The organism is Streptomyces sp. NPDC048417 (assembly GCF_040651615.1).
Lineage (GTDB): Bacteria > Actinomycetota > Actinomycetes > Streptomycetales > Streptomycetaceae > Streptomyces.
Genome location: NZ_JBEZKI010000043.1, coordinates 86,473 through 94,158, shown reverse-complemented (window position 1 = coordinate 94,158; position 7,686 = coordinate 86,473). Strand labels below are relative to the sequence as shown.

Sequence of the window (7,686 nt, the reverse complement as noted above, 5' to 3'; positions counted from 1 at the left end):
ACGCCGCGTCCCCATTCCCGTGTGAGCCCCACCCCGCGACACACAACCCGTGTCCCCAAACGGATTTCCCAACCTCGGCCCTGGTGGCCGGCCCCGTCCGCACTCTTGACCGCACCCCCGACCCGATGGCAGCTTTTTATCGATACAAACGATGTCACGAACGTCGTTCGGAGTATTGGACATCGGCTTTCCGGACAGGAGTACCCGTGCCCACCGCCACCGCGATCATCAACCTCGACATCCCAGGCCCGACCATCAGCCGCCACCTCTACGGCCACTTCGCCGAGCACCTCGGCCGCTGCGTCTACGGGGGCTTCTGGGTCGGCGAGGACTCCCCGCTCCCCAACGAGGGCGGCATCCGTCTGGACGTCGTCGACGCGCTGCGCGCCCTGGACATCCCCAACCTCCGCTGGCCCGGCGGCTGTTTCGCTGACGAGTACCACTGGCGGGACGGCGTCGGCCCGCGCGAGCAGCGGCCCCGGATGGTCAACACGCACTGGGGCAACGTCGAGGAGAACAACCACTTCGGCACCCACGAGTTCATGGCCCTGTGCGAACTCCTCGGCGCCGAGCCCTACATCAGCGGCAACGTCGGCTCGGGCACCGTCCGCGAGATGAGCGAGTGGGTGGAGTACCTCACCCGGGACGGCGACAGCCCGATGGTTCGGCTACGTAAGGAGAACGGCCGCGAGGAGCCCTGGCGGGTGAAGTACTGGGGCATCGGCAACGAGACCTGGGGCTGCGGCGGCAACATGCGCGCCGAGTACTCCGCCGACCTGGCCCGCCAGTACGCCACGTACTGCCGCGACCACGGCGACAACAAGCTCTACCGCATCGCCTCGGGCGCCTCCGACGCCGACTACAAGTGGACCGAGACCCTGATGCAGCAGATCAGCTGCTTCGGCTGCGAGGCCACCCCGAAGAACTTCTTCCAGGGCCTGTCCGTGCACTACTACACGCTCTCCGGCCCCTGGGAGGCCAAGGGCAGCGCCACCGAATTCGGCACCGACGACTACTACCGCACGCTGCTGTCGGCCCGCCGTATCGACCGCATCCTCACCGGCCACTCCACGGTGATGGACGTCTACGACCCGGGGCGTACGGTCGGCCTGGTCCTCGACGAGTGGGGCACCTGGTGGGACGTGGAGCCCGGCACCGACCCCGGCTTCCTCTTCCAGCAGAACACCCTGCGGGACGCGCTGGTGGCGAGCACCCACTTCGACATCTTCCACCGGCACGCCGCTCGCCTGCACATGGCCAACATCGCCCAGACCGTCAACGTGCTCCAGGCCATGCTCCTGACCGACGGCGCCGCCCTGGTCCTGACCCCGACCTACCACGTCTTCGAGATGAACAAGGGCCACCAGGACGCGACGTCGCTCCCGGTGCACCTACGCGGCGAGGGCACCCGGCGCCGGGTCGCGGACGCCGAACTCGACACCCTCTCCGCCTCCGCCAGCGTCAAGGACGGCACGGTCCTCATCTCACTGAGCAACCTCGACGCCGAGGAACCCGCCGAGATCACCCTCGACCTGCGCGGCGGCACCCTGGGCGAGCCGACCGCCCGTGTCCTCACGGCCGACAAGCTCCAGGCCCACAACTCACCAGAGGCCTCGACGGCCGTTGCTCCACAGGCGTTCGAGGACCTGACAGCGGTCGCTCGCGGCCTTCGGCTCACCCTCCCGCCGCACTCGTTCGTCACCGTCAAGGCCCCGCTGAACCAGCGCTGACCCTCAGGAGTGCGCACATGACCCGATCCCCACGCCCGCTGCCCCCGCGCCACCTGCGGCCGCCGACGGGCTGGAACAGCTGGGACTGCTACGGCACCACCGTCACCGAGGAAGAGGTCCTCGCCAACGCGGAGTTCATGCGCGAGCACCTGCTGCCGCACGGCTGGGACACCGTGGTCGTGGACATCCAGTGGTACGAGCCCACCGCCCGGGCGCACGGCTACAACCCGGACGCCCCGCTCGTCCTCGACGCCCACGGCCGTCAGCTCCCCGCACCGAACAGGTTCCCCTCCGCCGCGGCCGGGGCCGGGTTCGGTCCGCTGGCCGAGCGCGTGCACGGCATGGGCCTGCGGTTCGGGCTGCACATCATGCGGGGCATCCCCCGCCGGGCGGTCGAGGCGGAACTCCCCGTGCTCGGGACGGAGTTCACGGCCGCCGACGTCGCCGACACCGACTCCGTGTGCTCCTGGAACTCCGACAACTACGGTCTCGACCACGACCACCCCGGCGCCCAGGCCTACTACGACAGCCAGGTGGCCCAATTCGCCGCGTGGGGCGTCGACTTCGTCAAGGCCGACGACATGCTCTTCCCGTACCACGAGCGGGAGATCGCCGCCTACGCCCTGGCCGTCGAGCGCAGCGGGCGGCCGATCGAGCTGAGCCTCTCCCCCGGCACGGACATGTCCCTCGCGCGCCTCGACCACCTGCGGGAGCACGCCACCATGTGGCGGGTCTGCGACGACCTGTGGGACCGCTGGGAGGACGTCGAGGCGCAGTTCGCGCGGATGGCCCGCTGGGCCCCCTGGCAGGGCCTACAGGGCTGGGCGGACGCCGACATGCTGCCGCTGGGCCACATCGGTATCCGCGCGGAGCGCGGCGCGGACCGCCAGTCGGCCCTCACCCACGCCGAGCAGACCAGCCTGCTCACCCTCTGGCTGATCTCCCGGTCACCGCTGATGATGGGCGGCGACCTGCCCACCAGCCGGCCCGCGACCATCGAACTGCTCACCAACGACGAGGCGCTCGACGTCCTGTGGCACAGCACCGGCAACCGGGAGGTGCTGCGGGAGCGGGACCTGGCGCTGTGGACCGCCCGGGACACCGACGGGCACACCCGGTACGCGGCGGTGTTCTCGCTGGCGGACGAGGAGCGCCGCTTCGAGGTGCCGCTGGGGTCGATCGGGGCCGAACCCCGCGACCGGGTCCGGGAGGTCTGGACCCGCACCGACACCGCCCACGACGGCCGGCGGCTGACCGTCGAACTGCCCGCCCACGGCGCGGCCCTCTATCGTCTTGGCGAGGACAGCAGGCGGGAGTGAGCGTGGCGACGATCCAGGACGTGGCGAGGGCGGCCGGAGTGTCGGCGATGACCGTCTCCAACGTGATCAACGGCCACCCCAACGTCCGTCCGGCCACCCGCGACCGCGTCCTGGAGGCGATGACCCGGCTCGACTACCGGGTCAACGTCGCCGCCCGCAATCTGCGCAAGGGCCGTACCGGGACGATCTGCCTGGCGGTCCCCGAGATCAACCGCCCGTACTACGGCCGGCTGGCCGCCTCGATCATCGCGGCGGCCGACCGGCACGGCCTCGGGGTGAGCATCGAGCAGACCGGCGCCCGCCGGGAGAACGAGCTGGCGGCCCTCGCCCTGTCCCGCAACCGGCTCTACGACGGCCTCATCCTCAGCACCGTCGGGATGGGGCCGGCCGATGTCCAGGCGCTGGAGGTCGACCATCCGGTGGTGATCCTGGGCGAGCGGATCTTCGGCGGGCCCGTCGACCATGTCGCCATGCCGAACGAGGCGGCCTCGGAGGCGGCGACCCTCCATCTCGTCGAGCGGGGCTGCCGGCGGATCGCCCTCGTGTGCGGGCGCCTGGGCAGCGAGGCCGACGTGTCGAGCCTGCGGCACGCCGGATATCTGCGGGCGCTGGCGGCCGCCGGGCTGCCGGCCGACCCGGAGCTGGTGGTGACCGCCGAGTCGCTCACCATGCGGGAGGCCGCCCGCCGCATCCGGGAGAAGGTGGCCGGCGGCCTCGATTTCGACGGGGTGTTCTGTGTGACGGACACGGTGGCCGTGGGCGTACTGCGCGCGCTCGCCGACGCCGGACTCCGGGTGCCGGAGCGGGTCAAGGTGATCGGCTTCGACAACGTCGACGAGAGCGCCTACCTCGTCCCCTCCCTGTCCACCGTCGACCCGGACCACGACCTGATGGCCGAACGCGCGGTCGCCCTGCTGGCGGCCCGCATCGACCCGGCCGGGCCCGGGCCGGAGCGGGAGGAGTTCATCGGCCCCTTCCGCCTGGTGGTACGGGAGTCGACGGGCGGCTGAACCGCTGAGCAGCCCGCGGACGGCGCCCGAACCGTGCTCATTCGCACTCGGCGCGCCGCCCTGGGTGTGTGGGCGGGAGGCGCCACAGGCGTCACGAGTGTCATGTCCCTTCACGGCGGTCATGACCTCGTTCATGGCCGCCCTGACCATGGCCCCATCTGTACGGTCCGACACGCGATCACGCGTGCGCAGTCAGACGAGGTGGCCGAAGACGACCAGATTCTCCGTGTAGTCCTTCACGTCATGGTCGTAGTCGCCGGCACAGGTGATCAGGCGCACCTCCGGCCGGGAGGTGTCCGCGTAGACGCGTTCGCTGGGGAAGTCGTCCTTCGCGAAGGTGTCGGCGCTGTCGACCACGAAGTCCGCCTGCGTGCCGTCGTCCCGGAGCACCGTGAAGCGGTCGCCGGGCTCCAGTTCGTCCAGCCGGACGAAGACGGCCGCCGAGGTCTTGGTGTCGACGTGCCCGGCGATGATCGCGGTGCCCGCCTCGCCGGGCGCCGGGCCCTCGGCGTACCAGCCGACGAGGTTGGTGTCGGCGGCGGGCGGCGGCTGGAGCTGGCCCGAGGAGGCGAGGGTGAGGGTGGTGAAGGGGGCGTCGACAGCGATCTTCGGAATGAGCAGGCGGGTCGGCTCGGACCGGGGCAGTGCCTCGCCGGCCCGGCGCACACCGCCCGAGGGGGCGGCGTCCGCGCTCTCGGCCGGCGTGTTGCCGGAGGCGTCGGAGGCCTTGCCGTGTCCACCGAGCAGCGCCACGGCCAGGAGCAGGAGGGCCACGCCCCACACGGGCAGCCGTCCGGAGCGCCGGGTGCCGTCCGGGTTCTCGGGATCCGGGGCGTCGGGGTTGCGGGTCTCGGGGTTCGGGGAGGAGGGGCCAGCTGCCATCACAGGTCACCTTTCTGGGCACGGCAGCGGGAGGGGCGGAACGGGGCCGCGGCCGCGCCCATGACGGTCGGCGGCCGCGGCTCCCGTATACGTGAGCCCGTCAGGACACGGACCCGATGGCCTTCCTGCGCCGCAGTGCGTAGGCACCGGCGGCCGCCACACCGAGGACGGCCAGCCCGCCGGCCGTCACCCCGGGCGTCGCGAGGCCGCCGCCACCGGTGTGCATACCGCCGTGCGGCTTCTCACTGTCCTCGTCGTCGCCCCACGAGCCGCCCTGGTCCCGGCCGCCCTCGCCGCTCCCCCTGTCGCCCTTTTCACCCTTGTCACCCTTGTCTCCGCTGTCTCCGCCGTCGCTCTTATCCCCCTTGTCGCCCTTGCCTCCTTGGCCTTCGTCCTTGTCCTTGTAGGTCTCGGGGTCGAACTTGCTGTCGTTGCCGCTGTCCGAGTCCCAGGTGTCGCTCAGCTTCGCCGCGGCGAGTACACCGCCGCCCGTGTACATCCCGCCACGCGGCACTTCGTGGCTGCTGTCGTCGTTGTGCTCCTTGCTGTAGGAAGAGTCGTCACGGCCTCCGTTGTCCCAGTCCCCCGCGACCGCGGCCTGAGCGCCGGGTGCCGCGAAGGCGAGGGCTGCGGTGGCGGCCGTCGTCGCGAGGATCATGCGGGCAGAACGCATCTCGATGTCCTTCCGCCGTGGCCGGGCAGCGGATACTCCATCGGCTGAAACGACCCGGCCCCGACATGAACCACCGTCAGCCAGCCCCACGCCCGGCACCATCCAGGCCGCCCATCCGTGGTGACGACACGCCCAACACCGCCCGGCTGGGTCAATCCCGCCCGGCGGCACACGGCCATTCGGGGGTTCCTGGGCCCGTCGTCGGCGTGTCGTCGCACGACGGGCCCGCCGCGGTGTCAGTAGCCGACATAGAAGGTGGCGTCGGCCTGCTCCGTGCTCGTGGAGACGGGGTCGATCCGCAGCACGTAGTCGGAGTGGCGGATGTAGCGCGTCGGGTAGTTGTACGACCGGAACGACGACCAGGAGGAGTCGGCGAGTCCGGCCGTCCGGTAGAACGTGGCGTCCTGGGCGAACGCCGTCGTGCTGTCGTTCACGTCGAGTTGCAGTTGGTAGTTGTAGTGGCGCAGGTAGCGGGTCGGGTAGTTGACCGACTGGAAGGACACGCCACTGCTGTCGGCGAGGCCCGGGACCAGCTTCCACATGCCGTCGGTGTACGGGTCGAAGGCGTACTCGTCGATGCGGCCGACGAAGTTGCTGTGCCGTACGTACCGGGCCGGGTAGTTGTAGGATTTCAGCCGGTTCCAGGCGGGAGTGCCCCACTTGGCGACGAGGTTGTTGTACTCGGTCGAGGTGATGGGCTGGATGCCGCAGTGCTTGGAGTTGAGCGGCTGGGTGTAGGTCTTCTGGTCGAGGGCCGTCCAGGTGCCGGCGGACAGGGCGCTGGTCCCCCAGGCGTAGAAGACTCCGTTCGGGGACCAGGTGTCGCCCCACAGGTACCAGGTCGAACTGGAGGCGAGGGACTTGACCAGGGTCGGCGCCTCGGTGCCGTTGTGCGAGACGGCCGTGCTGAACTCGGTGAAGCTGCCCGGGTCGAGCGAGGTGGAGCGGGCGCCGACCAGTGTCGAGTTCTTCTTGAAATACAGGTAGTTGACGCCGTTCACGCCGACCGCCAGGTCGCCGTCGATGACGTCGTAGCCGGGGTCGAAGAAGACCTGGGGGTCGCCGGCGGTCACGAAGTCACCGGTGTAGTTGATCATGATGACGTTGTGGCCGCTGTCGTTGACGGCCGAGTAGATGACGCCGTACTGGCCGCGGCCGGCGTCCCAGAACGCCTCGGGCGCCCAGCTGTGGGTGTCCATGTCGTGCAGCTTCATCCGCCGGTAGCCGGTGAAGGTGCGCAGGTCGGTGGAGTCCCAGACATGGATGTACTGGCTGACGTAGGTCCAGTCGGTGCCGTTCAGGTCGGTGGCGAGCACCACGAAGGTGCCGTCCTGCTTGCGCAGGATGAACGGGTCGCGCAGGCCGAGCGAGCCCGCGGTGGGAGTGGCGACGGGGTTGTTCTGGTTGAGCGGGGTCCACTGGAGGCCGTCGGTGCTGACCGCCAGATGCAGGCCGTAGTTGGCGGCCAGCATGTCCGGGGACTCGGTGAAGTAGCACATCACGTAGGCCGAGTTGGTGGCGGCCTGGGCGGTTCCGGCGCCGAGGGCGAGGGCGCCGGTGGCGGCGAGGGGGACGGTCGCGGCCGCGCCGAGGAAGTGACGGCGCGACAGGGGGGTGCCGTTCATGTGCGCTCCAGACGAAGGGGATTGTCCGATACTTCGAACGCGGTTCGGAGAGGCGATCAGAAACTAGAGGGACGCGTGGGGCGCGTCAATCCTTGCGTAACAAGGGAGTTACTCGGATTTCGCTCTCTTCACCGGGACCGTGAGGGTCGCGGGGTGCACGCCGGGGCCATCACTGTGAGGATCATGTGACTTGGCTGTTTGCCAGGGCACAGGACGTCCCGCTCACCGGCCGTGCCAGGTGTGGCGGCGGGGCTGCCGGCAGCTGCCGCCGGTGCGCGGGGTGCCGGCCGTCGGGGTCCGTCCACACTGACGAGACGCGGGGCGGCCGGGGCACCGGCCGTGCACCCGTTCCCCGCCCCACAGGCATCGTTCGACAATGACACCTCCCCCGTCCGGACCGGTCGGGTCGTACGGTCGCACGGCCGCGTCTAGCCTCGATCTGAAAGT

6 protein-coding genes are annotated in these 7,686 nt (G+C 70.3%); 3 read left to right on the top strand and 3 right to left on the bottom strand.

The features are described from left to right. The first annotated feature begins 206 nt into the window (after nt 1-206). Genes AB0D59_RS45240 through AB0D59_RS45230 form a run of 3 tightly spaced genes read left to right on the top strand, consistent with a single transcriptional unit; the run spans nt 207 to nt 4,059 of the window. The gene (locus AB0D59_RS45240) at nt 207-1,730 is read left to right on the top strand and encodes an alpha-L-arabinofuranosidase C-terminal domain-containing protein (protein WP_362577484.1); all 1,524 of its coding nucleotides are present in this window, start codon (nt 207-209) and stop codon (nt 1,728-1,730) included. A 17-nt stretch (nt 1,731-1,747) separates the two neighbouring features. Further along, a complete protein-coding gene (locus tag AB0D59_RS45235; RefSeq protein WP_362577483.1) occupies nt 1,748-3,049 on the top strand; it encodes an alpha-galactosidase in 1,302 nt (433 codons plus the stop codon). Nucleotides 3,050-3,051: 2 nt separating this feature from the next. Next, the gene (locus AB0D59_RS45230; RefSeq protein ID WP_362577481.1) at nt 3,052-4,059 is read left to right on the top strand and encodes a LacI family DNA-binding transcriptional regulator; all 1,008 of its coding nucleotides are present in this window, start codon (nt 3,052-3,054) and stop codon (nt 4,057-4,059) included. A 192-nt stretch (nt 4,060-4,251) separates the two neighbouring features. On the opposite strand, the gene AB0D59_RS45225 is transcribed toward AB0D59_RS45230, so the two are convergent. From AB0D59_RS45225 to AB0D59_RS45215, 3 genes are all read right to left on the bottom strand, one after another. After that, nucleotides 4,252-4,941, bottom strand: a complete 690-nt coding sequence (locus tag AB0D59_RS45225) for a class F sortase (protein ID WP_362577479.1) — start codon at nt 4,939-4,941, stop codon at nt 4,252-4,254. Nucleotides 4,942-5,041: 100 nt separating this feature from the next. Beyond that, entirely contained in the window at nt 5,042-5,614 is a 573-nt protein-coding gene (locus AB0D59_RS45220; protein ID WP_362577478.1) for a hypothetical protein, read from the bottom strand. A 236-nt stretch (nt 5,615-5,850) separates the two neighbouring features. After that, nucleotides 5,851-7,239 (bottom strand): glycoside hydrolase family 43 protein, encoded by a 1,389-nt coding sequence (locus AB0D59_RS45215; RefSeq protein WP_362577476.1) that lies wholly within the window; start codon nt 7,237-7,239, stop codon nt 5,851-5,853. Between the last annotated feature and the right edge of the window lie 447 nt (nt 7,240-7,686).